General features: G+C 62.4%; 14 protein-coding genes. 7 read left to right on the top strand and 7 right to left on the bottom strand.

What is annotated here, in order from left to right; translation table 11 throughout:
* The 5 genes from ACP7AP_RS15935 to metF form a co-directional block, all read right to left on the bottom strand.
* Window positions 1–342, bottom strand: a 342-nt coding sequence (locus ACP7AP_RS15935) for a hypothetical protein (RefSeq protein ID WP_426035518.1), incomplete at its 3' end; no start/stop codon positions are given.
* Between the two features lie 329 nt (window positions 343–671).
* Complete coding sequence (locus ACP7AP_RS15930) at window positions 672–1,745, bottom strand: acetyl-CoA C-acyltransferase (protein ID WP_426035516.1); 1,074 nt, start codon at window positions 1,743–1,745, stop codon at window positions 672–674.
* Window positions 1,742–2,812, bottom strand: coding sequence for an AMP-binding protein (locus tag ACP7AP_RS15925; protein WP_426035514.1), 1,071 nt, complete (start codon window positions 2,810–2,812; stop codon window positions 1,742–1,744). Before ACP7AP_RS15925 ends, ACP7AP_RS15930 begins: the two co-directional genes overlap by 4 nt.
* 45 nt (window positions 2,813–2,857) lie before the next feature.
* Window positions 2,858–3,295, bottom strand: a complete 438-nt coding sequence (gene aroQ / locus ACP7AP_RS15920) for a type II 3-dehydroquinate dehydratase (protein ID WP_426035512.1) — start codon at window positions 3,293–3,295, stop codon at window positions 2,858–2,860.
* Between the two features lie 154 nt (window positions 3,296–3,449).
* Window positions 3,450–4,328 (bottom strand): methylenetetrahydrofolate reductase [NAD(P)H], encoded by an 879-nt coding sequence (gene metF, locus ACP7AP_RS15915; RefSeq protein WP_426035510.1) that lies wholly within the window; start codon window positions 4,326–4,328, stop codon window positions 3,450–3,452.
* A gap of 89 nt (window positions 4,329–4,417) precedes the next feature.
* On the opposite strand from metF, the gene ACP7AP_RS15910 reads away from it, so the two are divergent.
* The 6 genes from ACP7AP_RS15910 (at window position 4,418) to ACP7AP_RS15885 (ending at window position 11,176) form a co-directional block, all read left to right on the top strand.
* Entirely contained in the window at window positions 4,418–5,323 is a 906-nt protein-coding gene (locus tag ACP7AP_RS15910; protein WP_426035508.1) for a LysR family transcriptional regulator, read from the top strand.
* Between the two features lie 116 nt (window positions 5,324–5,439).
* Window positions 5,440–5,901 (top strand): MarR family winged helix-turn-helix transcriptional regulator, encoded by a 462-nt coding sequence (locus ACP7AP_RS15905; RefSeq protein WP_426035506.1) that lies wholly within the window; start codon window positions 5,440–5,442, stop codon window positions 5,899–5,901.
* Window position 5,902: 1 nt separating this feature from the next.
* Entirely contained in the window at window positions 5,903–7,039 is a 1,137-nt protein-coding gene (locus ACP7AP_RS15900) for an HlyD family efflux transporter periplasmic adaptor subunit (protein WP_426035504.1), read from the top strand.
* 6 nt (window positions 7,040–7,045) lie between these two features.
* A complete protein-coding gene (locus tag ACP7AP_RS15895) occupies window positions 7,046–8,575 on the top strand; it encodes a DHA2 family efflux MFS transporter permease subunit (RefSeq protein ID WP_426035502.1) in 1,530 nt (509 codons plus the stop codon).
* Between the two features lie 225 nt (window positions 8,576–8,800).
* Window positions 8,801–10,315: an ABC-F family ATP-binding cassette domain-containing protein gene (locus ACP7AP_RS15890; RefSeq protein ID WP_426035500.1), complete on the top strand. Its 1,515-nt coding sequence runs from the start codon at window positions 8,801–8,803 to the stop codon at window positions 10,313–10,315.
* Between the two features lie 72 nt (window positions 10,316–10,387).
* Window positions 10,388–11,176: an inositol monophosphatase family protein gene (locus ACP7AP_RS15885; RefSeq protein ID WP_426035498.1), complete on the top strand. Its 789-nt coding sequence runs from the start codon at window positions 10,388–10,390 to the stop codon at window positions 11,174–11,176.
* Between the two features lie 70 nt (window positions 11,177–11,246).
* On the opposite strand, the gene ACP7AP_RS15880 is transcribed toward ACP7AP_RS15885, so the two are convergent.
* On the bottom strand, window positions 11,247–11,975 hold the full coding sequence (locus ACP7AP_RS15880; protein WP_426035496.1) for a rhomboid family intramembrane serine protease: 729 nt from the start codon (window positions 11,973–11,975) through the stop codon (window positions 11,247–11,249).
* A 164-nt stretch (window positions 11,976–12,139) separates the two neighbouring features.
* Window positions 12,140–15,568: a bifunctional proline dehydrogenase/L-glutamate gamma-semialdehyde dehydrogenase PutA gene (putA, locus tag ACP7AP_RS15875; protein WP_426035494.1), complete on the bottom strand. Its 3,429-nt coding sequence runs from the start codon at window positions 15,566–15,568 to the stop codon at window positions 12,140–12,142.
* A gap of 105 nt (window positions 15,569–15,673) precedes the next feature.
* Here putA and ACP7AP_RS15870 point away from each other — a divergent pair, with 105 nt between their 5' ends.
* Complete coding sequence (locus ACP7AP_RS15870) at window positions 15,674–16,135, top strand: Lrp/AsnC family transcriptional regulator (RefSeq protein ID WP_426035492.1); 462 nt, start codon at window positions 15,674–15,676, stop codon at window positions 16,133–16,135.
* The last annotated feature ends 260 nt before the right edge of the window (window positions 16,136–16,395 follow it).

Raw genomic sequence — 16,395 nt, 5'->3', positions numbered from 1 at the left:
CTGCGAAGCTCCATAGGATGTGATTTGCCCATCTCGATCCCCTATATCTGGAAAGATCAGGGAATCAGAAACCGTCCAAGATGGGAAGCCTGAATCATATGAACGGCGACTTGCTCTAAAACACCGCATGAAGGCCTGTTGCGGTGGCACGACTTGCACAAACTGCGGCAGCAAACTGAAATTCTCGGGTGCCAGTGCAATCCTATTGAGCGTTCTCCTGGCCCTTGTCCAGCTGTCCGTCTTCTTCTCGCTTTGGGCATTGCTGGCAGCCGTGCTCTCTACAAACGCCGCCCTCATAGCTGCCATTCGGATATGCGTTGCGGTCATTGAAGGCGCGGTCATCCTCACGGCTCGTTTCAAACCCACCAAATCCGCCCGCACTTGTCTGCATCGCCTCCCCAGCAAACCTCAGACAGGGCACGGGCCGCAAGCCCGACCAAACGCCCATACCAAAACCAAACCGTCAAACCTATCACCTCCACCCAATTTCACATTAGCTCAAATATCCTCAGGGGGTGAGGCAGCAGGCCGAGGGGGCGGGAACGCCCCCTGATTTTCGCGCGAAAATCGCCCTCCGGGCAGAGCGTCAGAACCTTAACAATCCGTTAACGCGACCCTCACAACCCATTGAAATGACAGCGACAGAATCCCTGTCCACGCGTGGACACCCCCTACCGCTCCACCAGTAAAGCCGTGCCGATCCCCCCCGCCGCCGCAATCGCAGCCAGCCCGATCCCGGCCTGCAATTCATAAAACAACCGCACCGCCAGCACCGCCCCCGAGGCCCCGATCGGATGCCCGCGCGCCAGCGCCCCGCCGCCGATATTGACCGAGGCAGCGTCCAACCCCGCCCCACTCACGCAGGCCATTGCCTGCACCGCATAGGCCTCCATAATCTCCGCCACCATCACCCGATCCACCCCAATCCCCGCCCGCTGCAACGCCGCCCGAATCGCCGCAACCGGAGCCAGCCCCGGCTCCACCGGATCGCCGCCCAGCGTCACCCCGCCCAAGATCCGCATCCCGCGCCCCGCCGCCACCCGTTCCGACACCACCAGCACAAAAGCCGCCGCATCCGCCGCCACCGCCGCATTCGCCGCCGTGATCGACCCGCAAACCACGTTCGCCCGCGCCGCCACCTCAAGGCTCAACTCGCGCGCAAACACATCACGCACCTGCCCGGCAACCTCGACAATCTCGCCCTCGCACACCCGCGCCTTGGCATGACTTTCCACCGCCCAAACATCCTGCGCCCCGCGCGAAATTCCTAACCGCTCCGCCAGCGCCTCCGCAGCCTCCGCCATGCCCGGATCACGATCATCCCAAGGCGTGAACCGCGCCTGATCATAGGCCACCGCCGCGCCACCCTCAGGATCAGTTCGCAGCCGCAACGGACGCCGCGAATAACTCTCCACCCCGCCCGCGATCACCACCTCGGCAGCGCCCGAATCGACCAGCGCCCGCGCCAGTAAAATCGCATCAAGCCCCCCCGCGCATTGCCGATCCACCGACAACCCCGCAACCCGTTCCGGCAGCCCAGCAGCCAGCGCCACCCGCCGCGCCGGATTGCCGCCCGCCCCGAGCGCGTTCGAACAGATCAGCTCATCCACCGAAGCCGCAGCAATCCCCGCCGCCGCCAACAACGCCTGCACCACAGGCGCTCCCAAATCCTCAATCTCCAATCGCGAAAACGCCCCATTCCGCGGCACTACCGCCGTCCGCTTCGCCGCCAAGATCACGCTCACAGCCCGACCTCGCCCGCCAACCGCAGCAGATCGGTTTTCCCCGAGGCCAACACCGGCCACTCCTGCACCCAGATCGCCGCGCGTGGGGCTATCAACGCCCCCAACCGCGCGCGACACGCCGCCAAGATCGTCGCTTCCGCCGTCACATCCCCCTGCAAAACCGCCACCATCACCGCCCCGCGCAAAATATCCTTACGCGGCAGCACGGCCACCCGCGCCACCCCCGGCAGCCCGGCGATAAAGCTCTCGATCTCCTCGGGAAACACGTTCTGATCCGCCACCGTCACCATCCGCCCCGTCCGGCCCGACAGATAGAGATAGCCGTCCTGCAGCCGCCCGATCTCACCGACCGACAGCCAGCCATCGTCGCAAACCGCCCCACCTGCATCCGCCCCGGCGTAGCCCTGAAAAAGATAGGGCGAGCGCACCCAGATCTGCCCCGCCCGCAGGTCAATCTCGACACCGGGATAGACCGCGCCCACCGACTCCGCCGGCGCGTCCGGTCCCGCCAGCGTGATGAAACTCGCTTCCGCCGCGCCGTAAAACTCCCGTACCTCGGCCCCCGCCAAAGCCGCCCGCAGCCCTGCGTCCAGCTTCGAGCCGCCAACCAAGATCAACCCCGAGGCCTGCCACCCGGCCTCAACCAACAGCCTAAGTTGCGCGGGCGTGGCGTAAATCACCTCCGCCCCAGCCAAGGTCCGCGCCTGCCGATCTGGCCGCACACCTCCCAGCAGAACCACGTCCGCCCCGAGATGCAGCCCCTCCAGCACGCCGTAGAGCGCCAGCGAATGCACCAGATCGCCCAGCACCGCCACGCGCACCCCCGGCCCGATGCCAAACAGCCCCGCGTTGACCGCAAAACTGCGGGTCCACGACTCCATACTGCGCAAAATCCGCCGGGGCGCGCCGGAGGAGCCAGAGGTCAGCGTCTCAAACACCCCCTCGCCCGAAGGCAGCGCGCCCACGCCGCCAATCCGAAACGCCCGCCCCGGCACAGCCAAAGCGCTGCGCAACGCCCGATCGTCGCCGACAACGCGCGCCTCAGGATGCCACCGAAACCATTTCATCTTGGCAAAAATATCCCCGCCGGAGGCTCCCACGCCGCCACGACCCTAGCGTTTCAGCAAAGAAGCCATCCGCCGTAGCGCCAGCAGATAGCCCTCGGTGCCAAACCCCGCGATTACGCCTTCCGCCCGCCCCGATACGAAGGAATGATGACGAAACGCTTCGCGCTTGTGGATGTTGGAGATATGCACCTCCAAAACCACGCCCTCAAACACGTTCAGCGCGTCCAAAATCGCCACCGAAGTGTGCGAATAAGCGCCCGGATTGATGATGATCCCCGCCGCCGCCCCGCGCGCGCTTTGGATCCAATCGACCAACTGGCCCTCGTGGTTGGATTGCATACACTCCACCGCCAGCCCCAATTCCACCGCCAGCCCTGACAGGCCAGCCACCACATCGGCCAAGGTTTCCTGCCCGTAAATCTCGGGCTGGCGCAGGCCCAGCAGGTTCAGGTTTGGGCCATTCAGAACGAAAATCGGCTTCATTGCGGCATCCTTCGCGATATTTCCCAAGCTTTACCGCATCCTGCCCGCCCCCGACTACTAAAAACGCATAGAAAAAACGCGCCTCCCGTGGGGGGAGGCGCGCGAGTGAGGTCGCCGGTTCTGGGGGAACCCGCCGTCAGGGAGACGTTAACGCTTAAGCGACCTTTTCGAGTGCGATTTGCGGGCTCAGTCCCGGTGCAATGCCTAAGGCACGGACAACTTCGCGCGTCAGTTCCGGGCGGTTGAGGGTGTAGAAATGCAGGTCCTCGACGCCACCCTCAAGCAGACGGCTGCACAGAGTGGTGCATTGGGTCAGCGCCAGCAAATCTTCGCGCCCGTCCCGTTTCGCCATTGCAAAACCTTCATCCAGACGCTGCGGCACACTTGCACCACAGCGGGCGGCAAATTTCTTGGCGCCGTCCCACGACTGGATCGGCAGGATGCCCGGAATGATCGGGGCGGTGATCCCAGCCTTCACGCAAGCATCGCGGAAGCGGAAGAAGGTGTCCGCCTCAAAGAAAAACTGCGTGATGGCACTGCTGGCCCCTGCGTCAATCTTGCGCTTCAGCCAATCCACATCGGCAAATTTATCTGCAGCATCCGGGTGCGGCTCGGGGTAGGCCCCAACGCGCAGCTTGAATTTTCCGGTCTTCGCCAAGGCTTCGACCAGTTCCACCGATGAGCCGAATCCGTCGGGATGCGGGATGAACCGATCCGCGCCTTTCGGGGCATCGCCGCGCAATGCCACAATCTCGGTCACGCCCACGTCCGCATAAGCCTCTGCAACCTCGAGGGTTTCGGCCCGGCTGGCATCAACGCAGGTCAAATGCGCAGCCACATTCAGCCCGTAATTGCGCTTGATGGTGGCCACCGCGTCATGCGTCAGCTTGCAGGTGGTGCCGCCCGCGCCATAGGTCACGCTGACAAAATCCGGCTGCATTGGCGCCAGCACCTGCACTGTTTCCCACAGTTTGAACGAGGCGTCCAAGGATTGCGGCGGGAAGAATTCAAACGAGATACGCGGTGCAGACAAGGTCCGGCTCCTTTTACTTGACCCCGTTATGTCACCGCGCGTAAATTGAAGCCAATTCATAGTTTTCACCATAATGATGAAAGTCGCGCATGTATCTGGAACTCCGCCACCTGCGCACCATCCGCGCCATCCATCAGGCGGGCGGTCTCGCCCGTGCTGCCGATCTGATGAACATGACGCAGTCGGCGCTCAGCCATCAGGTCGCGGGGCTGGAAGCGCAGGTTGGGATGGAGTTGTTCGTGCGCCGGTCTAAACCAATGACCCTCTCCGCCGCAGGTATCCGTATGCTGCGCGCCGCCGAACGTATCCTGCCGGAAATCACCGCTTTGGAGGAAGAATTTCGCGCCTTGCAAGCGGGCAAGACCGGGCGTTTGCACATCGCCATCCAGTGCCACGCCTGCTTTGACTGGCTGTTCCCTGTGCTGGAACTGTTCCGCCACGCTTGGCCCGAGGTTGATGTAGATATTCGCGCGGGCCTCGCCTTTGACAGCTTTCCCGCCCTGCTGCGCGAAGAGGTTGATCTGGTGATCTCATCCAACCCCGAACCGCTGCCCGGCATCTCGTTCAACCCGCTGTTCGACTACCATCCGATGTTCATCGCCTCATCGCAAAACCCGCTGTCGGCCAAGACGATGATAGAGGCCGAAGATTTCCGCGACCAAACCTTGATCACCTACCCGGTGCCGCGCGATAAGCTCGATGTGTTCACCGAACTGCTGACCGCCGCCCGGATCGAGCCACGCGCCCAGCGCCCGGTGGAACTGACCGCCGTGATCCTGATGCTGGTGGGCTCTAATCGCGGTGTCGCCGTACTGCCCGATTGGGTGCTGCGCGATGTGAAATCCAACGCCGATTACATCACCCGCCCGCTTGGTCCGGGCAGCATCACCAAACGCCTCTATGCCGCCACCCGCGAAGAAGACGCCAGCAAGCCCTATGTCGGTCATTTCCTGAAACTGGGGCGGTCCGAAGCGGTCAAACTGCAGCGCGGATAGGGCACGGCTGCATCCCAGCCCCCGCGCAAAGCGAGTCTCAGACCAAGCGCGAAGCGCATCTCTGCCATGCAAGAAACGCATTGGAATAATAAGCAGGCTTATTATAACTATGCCTAATGAATTTTGCACAAGATCAGCTTGGACCTCTGCTGCATGACGCCTCCCGTCTGGTGCGCAAACGCTTTTCACAGCGGGCGTCGGAATATGGCCTGTCCTCGGCGCAGTGGCGGCTTCTGGCCGTGGTGCTGCGCGAGGGCCGCGCCAGCCAAGCCCGCATCGCGGATAAGCTGGAAATTGAGCCAATCTCGGTCTCGCGGCTGGTGGACCGAATGGAGCAAGCCGGTTGGGTCGCGCGTGAGCCTGATCCCGAGGATCGCCGCGTGCGGGTGATCGTGCCGACCGCCTCCACCCTGCTGATCCGCAACGATTTAAAGGCAATGGCGGATTCCGTCTTTGCCGAAGCGCTGTCGGGCCTGACCCCCGAGGCGCGCGCAGCCCTTATCACCGGGCTTGCCTCGGTGACCACAACCTTGTCTCAGGCCGTCTGCGATGCAGCGGCAGACGTGAAGGACATCTGATATGACCGCCAATTCGACCAACACCCCCGCCGCAAACCCGCCAGCCACCGTCACCCCGATCACACCCGTCACCGCCCCAATCGCTGCCCCGACCCCAGCCCCGCGCAAAAAACGCCGGGTGCTGATGATAGCGGGCCCCTTGGTGCTGCTGGTGGCGGCGGGGGCCTATTGGCTGATGAGCGGGCGCTATGAGGAAACCGAAAACGCCTACCTGCACCAAGCCCGCATCTCGGTGGCCTCGTCGGTGGCGGGACGGATTGATAAAGTGCTGGTGAAAGACAACCAGACCGTCAAAGCCGGCGACGTGCTGTTCCAAGTTGATCCGGTGCCCTACAGGCTGGCACAAGCCCAAGCCGATGCCGCCGTTACCGCCGCCCGCATCACGGTCGAGCAGTTGAAGCTGGCCTATGCCACCGCCCAATCCAATCTGCAGTTGACCGAGGATGAAGCCGCTTACCAGACCACAGAACGCGAGCGGCAGGAAAGCCTTGGCGCAAAAGGTGTCGCCACCGATTCCAACCTGATCGACGCCCGCCATGATGAACGCACGGCCCTTGATCAGCGCGATCTCGCCAAGCAAGCCGTCGCTTCGGCCTTGGCGGCCATCTGGGGTGATCCATTGATCCCAACCGACAATCACCCCGCCGTCCGCGCCGCCGTGATCGCCAGCGCGCAGGCCGCCTACAACTACGCCAACGCCGTGGTCAAAGCCCCCGCCGATGGCGTGATCTACCAAGCCTCGTCGTTCAAACCCGGCCAGATGGTCGCCGCCGGACAAAGCCTGTTCGCACTGGTGCAGACCGATGACACTTGGGTCGATGCCAACTTCAAGGAAACCCAGTTGGAGGGTATCACCGTGGGCTCTCCGGCAGAAATCACCTTTGACATCAACCCCGGTCGCAAGATCGAGGCCGTGGTGGCCGCCATTGGCGCGGGCACGGGGTCCGAGTTTTCGCTGCTGCCCGCGCAGAACGCCACGGGCAACTGGGTCAAAGTCACCCAGCGCGTCCCCGTCACCCTGCGCTTTCTCAACCCCGAGGATGCTAAGGGCCTGTCCTCGGGCGTCAGTGCCTCTGTTTCGGTCGACACGGGCCGCCACCGCAGCCTGTCAGACCTGCTGCCCGGCTTTCTGAAGTAATCCGACATGAGCACCGCCCCCACCACAGAAGTCCCGCATAAGGGTTTGATCACGCTGTCGATTATGCTGGCGACGATCATGCAGGTGCTCGACACCACCATCGCCAACGTCGCCCTGCCCACCATGACGGGCGACCTTGGCGCAAGCCAAGACACCATCACTTGGGTGCTGACCAGCTATATCGTCGCCTCTGCGATCATGACCCCGGCGACGGGCTGGATTTCCGACCGCATCGGCAAGCGCGAGTTCTTCCTGATCTCGATCGCGGGCTTCGTTGTCACTTCGATCGCCTGTGGTCTGGCGTGGAGCCTGCCATCGATGGTACTGTTCCGTCTGTTGCAAGGCGTATTTGGTGCTGCCATCGTGCCACTGTCGCAAACATTCCTCTTGGACATCAACCCGCGCGAAAAAGCGGGTCAAGCCATGGCACTATGGGGCGCAGGCATCATGGTCGGCCCGATCATCGGCCCCACCTTGGGCGGCTGGCTGACCGAAAGCTTCAACTGGCGCTGGGTGTTTTTCGTCAACCTGCCTGTCGGCATAATCGCCTTTTTGGGGTGCTTTGCCTATCTGCCGAAATCCGTCAAACGCCTGCGCCGCTTTGATTTCTTCGGCTTTGGCATGCTGTCCATCGGCATTGGCGCGCTGCAACTGATGCTGGATCGCGGCGGTGAGGTTGACTGGTTCTCTTCCGCCGAAATTTGGCTCTACCTGTTCCTGACCCTCACAGGCATGTGGGTGTTCGTCATCCATATCATGGGGGCCAACAAACCATTCCTTGAACCCCGGATGTTCCTTGATCGCAACTTCTCCACCGGATTGGTGTTCATCTTCATCATCGGCATCATCCTGCTGGCCTCGCTTGCCCTGCTGCCGCCGATGCTGTCGCGCATTTTCGGCTATCCGACCATCACCACCGGGCTTGTCATGGGTCCGCGCGGGGTGGGCACCATGGCATCGATGCTGATCGTCGGGCGCTTGGTGCAGAAAACCGATGCCCGGCTGTTGGTGTCAGTTGGCCTGATCCTGACCGCCGCCTCTCTGTATTTTATGACCGGGTTTACGCCGCAAATGGGCCCCGGCCCGGTGATCTGGACGGGCGTGCTCCAAGGTCTTGGCCTCGGTCTGGTGTTCGTGCCGCTATCGACCATCGCCTTCGCCACCATCGCGCCAGAGTTGCGCGCCGATGCCACCAGCTTGTTTTCACTGGTGCGCAATATCGGCTCGTCGATCGGGATTTGGATGGTGACGCTGATGCTGACCCGCAATGTGCAGGTCAACCATGCCGATCTGTCGGTGGCGATCTCATCGTTCAACCCGAATTTCAACGTGGTGGTGCCGCCCGGCACCATGACCGCAGCCACCTTGAAACAGATGGATGGTCTGGTTTCAATCCAAGCGCTGATGATCAGCTATATCGACGATTTCTATCTGATGATGGTAATCACGCTGTGCGCTTTGCCCTTGGCATGGTTCCTGAAAAAGGCTGAGCCCCGCGTTATGGCCCCGGGTGAAGCCCCGGTTGCGCATGATTGATCTCCGCCGCTGATTGACCTTCGTTCGGGCAAAATGTAGCCTGTCCGGGCACATGAAGCCACAGGAGGGGTGCATGAACTTGATCTGCCACCCACTCAACCATGGCCCTGCATCGGCCCTGCATTTGTCGCAGGGCTGACCCGAGCCGCATCGCAGGTTCCGCCTGATCAGGTTTTCGGTCCGCCTCAACAGCGCTTTTGCGCTACTTATCATGCGGATAGAATCATGACCCTGCTTGCCACCAAATCGCTCACCCTCACCCTCGGCCAACCGCTGTTCACCGACCTCAGTTTCTCCATCGAGCCCGGAGACCGCCTTGGCCTGATCGCCGCCAACGGCCGCGGCAAATCCTCACTGCTGCGCTGCTTGGCCGGAACGTTGGAGCCCACCTCTGGCGAAATCACCCGCACCCGAGGCTTAAAATCCGCGCTGGTCGATCAAGACGTGCCAACAACTTTGCTGCCGCTGACCTTCCGGCAAGCCACTCTGGCCGCCCTCCCCGCCGACCAAGCCGATTATGAATCTTGGCGCGCCGAGATTGTGCTGGATGATCTCTCCGTCCCCGAAGCCCTGCGCGACACGCCCCTCAACGCCCTCTCTGGCGGCTGGCAGCGCATTGCCCTGCTCGCCCGCGCCGCGATCACTGAACCCGACCTCTACCTGCTGGACGAGCCCACCAACCATCTCGACCTCTCCCGCATCGGCACCCTGCAACGCTGGCTTGATAGCCTGGCGCGCGACACCGCCGTGATCACCACCAGCCACGACCGCGCCTTCTTGGATGCCGCCACCAGCCGCAGCCTGTTCCTGCGCGCGACCTCCAGCCGTATGTTTGCGCTGCCCTATTCCCGCGCCCGCGCCGCCTTGGAAGAAACCGATGCAGCAGACTCGCGCCGCTTTGAAAACGATCTGAACAAAGCCGATCAACTTCGCCGCCAAGCCGCCAAACTGAAGAACATCGGTATCAATTCCGGCTCCGATCTGTTGATCACCAAGACCAAACAGCTGAAAGATCGCGCCGAAAAGCTGGAGTCAGCCGCTCGCCCCGCCCACCGCGAAACCTCATCTGGGGCGATCAAACTGGTCAATTCCGGCACCCATGCCAAAGCCCTGATCACCCTGAACGATGCGCCCATCACCACCCCCGACGCCCGCCCATTGTTTTCTACGGGGCAAAAATGGATCGAACGCGGCGACCGCGTGGTGATCCTGGGCGCAAACGGCACCGGAAAATCCCAAATGATCCGCGCCGTACTCGCTGCGATCCAAGGCCAGCCCAGCGCGATCAAAGCCGCCGCGACCCTTGTGCTGGGCTATTCCGACCAAAACCTCGCGCAACTGTCCGACAGCATGACCCCGCAGGCTCTGATCAGCCAGCACGCCAATGATCAGACCACCAAAACCCTGCTCGCAGGCGCTGGCATCAAACCCGATTGGCAAACCCGGCCCTTGGGCAAGCTGTCCGGCGGCCAGAAGGCCCGCCTCGCCATGCTGCTGCTGCGCCTGTCCAACCCCAACTTCTACCTGCTGGACGAGCCCACCAACCACCTCGACATCGAAGGCCAAGAGGCACTGGAATCCGAACTGCTGACCCAACGTGCCACCTGCCTGTTGGTCAGCCACGACCGCGATTTCATCCGTGCCGTGGGCAGCCGCTTCTGGCAGGTCGAAAAGCGCCGTCTGGTCGAAGTTGACAGCCCAGAGCCGTTCTTCAAAGCCGAGTTGAACCGCCCGTCTTAACGCCCCCCGCCGCCTTGCGCTCTTTCCCCCAGCCGTGTATGCCCCCCAGCTTACACAGACCGGAGTCCGCCCATGCAAGGCAGTGCCAACCTCAACCTGATGATCAAGGCTGCCCGCCGCGCTGGCAAAGCGCTGGTGAAAGACTTCCGCGAGGTTGAGAACCTGCAAGTCTCGACCAAAGGCCCCGGTGATTTCGTCACCAAAGCCGACCGCGAAGCCGAGCGGATCATCAAAGAGGATCTGATGGGGGGCCGCCCCACCTATGGCTGGCTGGGTAAAGAAACTGGCGAGCAGGAAGGCCAAGACCCCACCCGCCGCTGGATTGTCGATCCGCTCGATGGCACCACCAACTTCCTGCACGGCATGCCGCATTGGGCGATTTCCATCGCACTGGAGCATAAGGGCGAGATCACTTCCGCCGTGGTGTTCGATGCCGCCAAGGATGAGATGTTCTGGGCCGAAAAAGGTTCAGGCGCCTGGATGAACGACCGCCGCCTGCGCGTATCTGGCCGTCGCGCGATGCACGAAGCCGTGTTCGCCACTGGAGTGCCGTTCAGCACCAAGAAAACCCTGCCCGCCACTTTGGCCGACCTTGCCCGCCTGATGCCCGCTTGTGCCGGGATGCGCCGCTGGGGTGTCGCCTCGCTCGACCTCGCCTATGTCGCCGCTGGCCGCTTTGACGGCTATTGGGAGCGCGAGTTGCAGCAGTGGGACATCGCCGCCGGGATTTTGCTGGTGAAAGAAGCCGGCGGCCTGATCGGCCCGGTGCGCGAAGGTTACGACATTTTGGAAAACGGCGCATTGATCTGCGCCAATCAGGCGCTGTTCGCGCCGCTGACCAAAATCATCCGCGACGCATAAGCGCGCGATGCGCCGCGAAACCGATTTTTGATAAAAATCGTGGCCCGGCTCGGACGTCTAGAGCGCTGAACTAACGTTTTGGCACGCGCGGGATGCGGCTGGGGCTGACCGGATATTCCGCTGCCGGATGCGGCGGCTTGCCGTTGTTCTGCGCCCAAAACCCGCGCCGCATCAGCACAGGCAGCACCAAAACCGCCCCGGCAATAAACCCGCCGATATGCGCAAGGTAAGCCACACCATCCTCGGTCGCAGAATAGCCATTAAAGCTTTGCACCGCGAACCAAATCCCCAGCACGATCCAAGCCGGAATCGAAAACACCCGGAAAAAGATGATGAAAATCAACAGCACATCGACACGGGCACGCGGAAACAGCACCAGATAGCCGCCGAGCACCCCGGCGATCGCCCCTGATGCCCCGATCAGCGGCCCATCAAACCCTGGATCGCCCGCCACCTGCAACGCCGCAGCCGCGAGCCCACAGGCAAGGTAGAACAAAATATAGCGCAGATGCCCCAGCACATCTTCCAGATTGTCACCAAAGATCCACAAAAACAGCATGTTGCCCGCCAGATGCATCCAGCCGCCATGCAGGAACATATGGCTGATCAGCGCAGAATACCCCTCGCCCTGCATCAGCCAAGCGGGCACCAGCCCCCAAGTGTAGTAAAACTCTGCCAGCGCATATTCGCCGCGCAAGCCAAACCAAGACACCACGAACACCGCGATATTCACCGCGATCAGCGCGTAGGTCACATAGGGCACCCGGCCCGAGGGGTTATGATCGCGGATTGGAAACATAGCGCAGATTTTCCGATCTGACGCGCGACGTCAAGCCAAGTTGAACGGCTGCGCCGGGGGGCGGTCTGCCCCCCATGCGGGTTTGGCAAAGGCCAAACCCACGCCCCCCGAGGATATTTGAGCACAGAGGATATTTGAGCACAGAGGATGACCAAAGCGAAAGCTCAGCCAGAGACTTCCGCCAGCAGTTGCGCATTGCCGCCCGAAGCTGTGGTGTCGATGCAGACATGCCGCTCCAGCATCACATGGGCCACATCCGGCATATCGCCAATCAGCGGCAGAATTGGCCCCTTACGCGCGGCCAAGGCCTGCGCCCTTGCCCGGCCCTGCGCTGCATCGCCCCACCATAGAGCACCGGAAAACCCCCGCAGCCGGGTCAGCGCCAGCGGCGCGAGGCCGTCGGCCAGCACCGCTTGGCCGCCCAAAGCCCGGATCGCTTGCGCCTGCGCTTCAGCCGCCTGCGGCCCCGGCCCAAGGCACAACAGCGGCGCGCGCGGGCTGGCGGTCAGCCGGTTTGACTCGCCGGTCGGCCCCGGCAACACCCGCGCATGGGCTGCGTTCTGTGGTGTGGGCAGATTTTGCAGCGCCTTGGCGACCTCAGCCTCGGGCAAATCCGGGCTTGTCCCGGTGGACGCCGCAGCCGCCGTCACCGTGAAGCGATGCAGATATTCCGGCCCACCGGCTTTCGGCCCGGTGCCGGAAAGCCCCTCACCACCAAAGGGTTGACTGCCGACCACCGCGCCAATCTGGTTGCGGTTAACGTAAAGGTTGCCGACATGCAGCGCCTCGGTCACCGCCTGCACCCGATCATCAATCCGGGTGTGCAGCCCAAAAGTCAGTCCGTAGCCGGTGGCATTGACCGCTTGCACGACCTGATCCACCTCACCCGCCTTGAAGGTGGCGATATGCAGCACCGGGCCGAAAATCTCGCGCGGCATCGCGGCGATCCCCGGCACTTTGATCACCGTGGGGGCGATAAACGTGCCCTGCACCGGGGCGGTCATTTCGCGCAACACCCGGCCTTCCGCCCGCGCCACCGCGATATAGTCACGGATGCCGCCCTGCGCTGTCGCATCAATCACCGGGCCGACATCGGTGGCCAAATCCAGCGGATCACCCAAGGTCAACTCGTCCATGGCGCCGAACAGCATTTCCTGCACCACATGCGCCACGTCTTCCTGCACATAGAGGCAGCGCAGGGCCGAACAGCGTTGCCCCGCCGATTGGAAGCTGGAGGCAAGAATATCGCGCACCGCCTGTTCCGGCAGCGCCGTTGAATCCACCAGCATCGCGTTCAGCCCGCCGGTTTCCGCGATCAGCGGCGCTGTCGGGTCAAGAAATTCAGTCATCGAGCGGCGGATTTTCAGCGCAGTTTCGGTCGATCCCGTGAAAGCCACACCTTTGATGCGCGGATCAGACGTTACCATCCCTCCCATCGCGCCATCGCCCGGCAACAGTTGCAACGCCGTTTCAGGCACGCCAGCTTTCCGTAACAACTCTACCGCCCGCGCAGCGATAAGGGGTGTCTGCGGTGCCGGTTTGGCCAAGACCGCGTTGCCAGCCGCCAATGCCGCGCCAATCTGCCCCGAGAAAATCGCCAGCGGGAAATTCCACGGGCTGATGCAGGCAAAAACCCCGCGCGCGGGGGCAGTCAGCCCTGTGGCACCATCGGCATAATAGCGCAGAAAATCAACCGCTTCGCGCAGTTCTGACACCGCATCGGCCAAGGATTTTCCCGCCTCGCGCGCCAGCAGCGCAAAGATCGCGCCATAGTCCGCCTCATACAGGTCCGCCGCCCGCCGCAACACGGTCGCGCGGGTTGCAGCATCCGCCGCCCAAGGCTCCGCCAGACGCAAAGCCGTGTCCACATCCGCCTCTGACGCGCTCAGAACATGCCCGACCAGCGCCCCACTCGCCGGATTGCGCACCTCTTGCCGCAAGCCACCGACACCATGCCCCGCGAGCATCGGCCGCGCCTCAAACAATGTCGCCTCAAATGGCCCCCGTGCCGCCGCAATTGCCGCGAGATCGCCCGCATCGGTCAAATCCCAGCCCTTGGCGTTCCTGCGCTGCCCAAACAGCCCCGGCCCGGTCGCAATCGCCGGGGATGGCACCGGAGCCATCACCTCCATCGCCGAAATCGGGCAAGCCGCCACGGTTTCCGGGCTGACCTCCTCATTCACAATCTGGTTCACAAAACTGGAGTTCGCGCCGTTTTCCAACAACCGCCGCACGAGGTAAGCCAGCAAATCGCGATGCGCCCCGACAGGTGCATAAATCCGGCAGTGGGTGGCATTATCGATCAGCACAATATCGTGCAGCCGCTCGCCCATGCCATGCAAGCGTTGGAATTCAAATGATTTTTTATCCGTCGCCATATCGAGGATAGCCGCCACCGTATGGGCGTTGTGGGTGGCGAACTGCGGATAAATTCGGTCGGTCATGCCCAGCAGCTTGCGCGCATTGGCAATATAGCTGACATCCGTTGCTTGTTTGCGGGTGAACACCGGGAACGACTCCAGCCCCAAAACCTGCGCCCGTTTCACCTCGGCGTCCCAATAGGCACCCTTGACCAGCCGCACCATGATGCGGCGATCCAAGCGCTGCGACAGCGCATAAAGCCAGTCAATCACCGCCCCGGCGCGCCGCCCATAGGCCTGCACCACCACGCCAAAACCATCCCAACCGCGCAAAGCCGGATCGCTGAGAACCGCCTCGATCACCTCCAGCGACAGTGCCAGCCGATCCGCTTCCTCGGCGTCGATGTTAAAGCCCAGCCCCGCCGCCTTCGCCAGACCCGCCAAAGCGCGCACCCGCGGCACCAATTCCTCCAACACCCGCGCCCGCTTGGCGACCTCATAGCGGGGATGCAGTGCTGACAGTTTCACCGAAATGCCGGGATTGGTCCGAATATCCCCCGTCACCGCCGCCTTCGCAATCGAAGTGATCGCCGCCGAATACGACAGATGATAGCGCCGCGCGTCGCTTTCCGTCCGCGCCGCCTCGCCCAGCATATCATAGCTGTAAGTATAGCCCTGCCCTTCCAGCACAGTCGCGCGCTTCATCGCCTTTTCAATGGTTTCGCCCAACACAAAGTTGCGCCCCATCTCTTTCATCGCCCGCGTCACAGCCCCCCTGATCACCGGCTCGCCCAAGCGTTTCACCGCCGCTTTCAGATGGCCGACCACCCCCGGCTCGCGCTCATCCAGCACCTTGCCGGTCAGCATCAACGCCCAAGTCGATGCATTCACCAGCGACGACACCGATTTGCCCAGATGCCGCCCCCAATCGCTCGGCGCGATCTTATCCTCGATCAAAGCATCCATGGTTTCGGCATCCGGCACCCGCAGCAGCGCCTCGGCCAGACACATGAGTGCTATGCCCTCATCGGTGGAAAGCCCGTATTCGGCGAGGAAAACCTCCATCAGCCCCGGCTTGGCCGAGCCCCTGATTCGGCGCACGAAATCCGCGCCCAAAGCCGTCACCCGCGCGCGCTGAGCGCCGTCCATCCCCGCCTCGGCGATCAATGCGGCTACTAAAGCCACCTCACCCCGCAGAGAATCACGCTCAATTACAGCCCACGCATCGCTCATATCAGCCCCCTAAATATTTTGCCCATGATAGCGCAGGTTTGACAGGCTGTTTCCCTCATTATATACTAAAACGCAGCCGAAACGCCGCAAAAGGATCACCGCGCCATGCCAATCGACCGAGCCGCGCTTGACCGTTTCGACCATGCCATCCTGCGCGAACTCAGCATGGATGGCCGGATCAGCGCCACCGAACTCGGCCGCCGCATCGGTCTGTCGAAATCGCCCACCCAAGCCCGGATGAAACGGCTGGAAGACGGCGGCGTGATCACCGGCTACCGTGCCAATCTCGACCCGATCCGCATGGGCCAAGCCCACGTCGCCTTTGTCGAGGTGCGCCTATCGGACACCCGCGAAGCCGCTTTGCAAGCCTTCAACAAGGCCGTGCTGGCGGTGCCAGAGGTCGAACAGGCGCATATGATCGCCAGCCGCTTCGATTACCTGCTGAAAGTCCGCACCACCGATATTCAAGATTACCGCCGCGTTCTGGCAGAGCGCATCTCGGCGCTGCCGCATGTGGCGTCCACCTCGACCTATGTGGCGATGGAAGCGGTCAAAGAATTGTTCTGAAACAGTTTTCCCTGTAATTGGCCCCGACTTGACCTGACCCTTCACGACCGTTCGGTCTTGCGGCTTGAAGCCTTTGGTTTGGCGTGTTTCACAGAAGGTCGCGCGCGCGCTCATCCCGCACTGGTGTCAGCGGTCTCAACCGCAACTCCGCCCGCCGCTATCTGCGGCTTTTGCGCGCCCGGACGGCGGATTGGGGGCAAGGCTCAGCGGCGGTTCTTTGGGATCTCTGAAGATGACTGCTTATTCGGGCGCAGATTAAT

Origin of the sequence: Cypionkella sp. TWP1-2-1b2 (assembly GCF_049896245.1) — a bacterium.
GTDB lineage: Bacteria > Pseudomonadota > Alphaproteobacteria > Rhodobacterales > Rhodobacteraceae > Cypionkella.
This window is presented reverse-complemented; position numbering and strand designations above follow the sequence as displayed.